Annotated in this window: 1 protein-coding gene and 1 pseudogene; both read left to right on the top strand. The window is 44.8% G+C overall.

Going from position 1 to position 918, the window contains the following annotated elements:
- A partial coding sequence (locus tag CIK04_RS27820) for an arginase family protein (RefSeq protein ID WP_176463457.1) occupies positions 1 to 166 on the top strand: 166 nt, incomplete at its 5' end.
- 366 nt (positions 167 to 532) lie between these two features.
- Positions 533 to 918: pseudogene (locus tag CIK04_RS27815) on the top strand (MFS transporter); the annotation flags it as partial.

Raw genomic sequence — 918 nt, 5'->3', positions numbered from 1 at the left:
GAAAATCATCCGTGGCCTAAAAGACGTTAACATCGTTGGTATGGATGTGGTGGAAGTCTCTCCTCCATACGATCAAAGCGATTTGACGGCACTGGCTGGCGCAACCATCGCGCTAGAGCTGATGTACGCTTGGGCAGCAAATAAAGAGTTTGAATCAGAGTTCTAAGCGAAGACTTTGAAGCAAGACCACCAAATCCGATAAACTCTGTTTTATGCGGTATTTTTTTATGCTTACTTTCCATGTTCCCCACTAACGACCCTAAGGCTATTCTACCTCCTCCTCAGCCCCTCTCTTTGTTATCTCAAACCAAGGAATCATTAATGAACGGATCGTTAAATAAAAATAATCATTAGTTTTCTAATGCAAAAGATAGATTTTTATCTTGCTTAAGATCACATTTTCAGATTGATCACAATGCCATCAACGACTAATATCTCGCGCCGTAAATCCCTATAAAACTCATTATTTGGCAGTCTTTACCGATCTGTCATGGTCTTTTTCGTTTTTAATTTAGCCGGAGAATTTGCGCAGATGTCCGCGTCATTTCCATTAGCCAAGCTTACCTTTTTGATCGCTATTTTGACCGCTGTGGTCAAAGTGACTCAACCATGTACAGTGCCATCAATCGGACACATGGCCAGTGAGTTTTTGGTATCGCCTGCTGCACTGCAGGCTGTCATGGCGTGCTATTTGATCCCTTACGGATTATCGCAATTTGTCTATGGTCCACTGTCGGATCGCCTTGGCCGTAAGCCGATCATCATCGCCGGTCTATTGATTTACATTGCCGGCACTATGCTGTCACTGTTTGCGCACGAGTACACTTGGTTCCTTGTCGGTAGCTTCGTCAGCATTGGGTATCGGTTGTGGTGGTGCGATGTCTCGTACCCTGACTCGTGACTGCTTTGAAGGCGCAG

Source organism: Vibrio sp. 03_296, from assembly GCF_002265885.1.
This window is presented reverse-complemented; position numbering and strand designations above follow the sequence as displayed.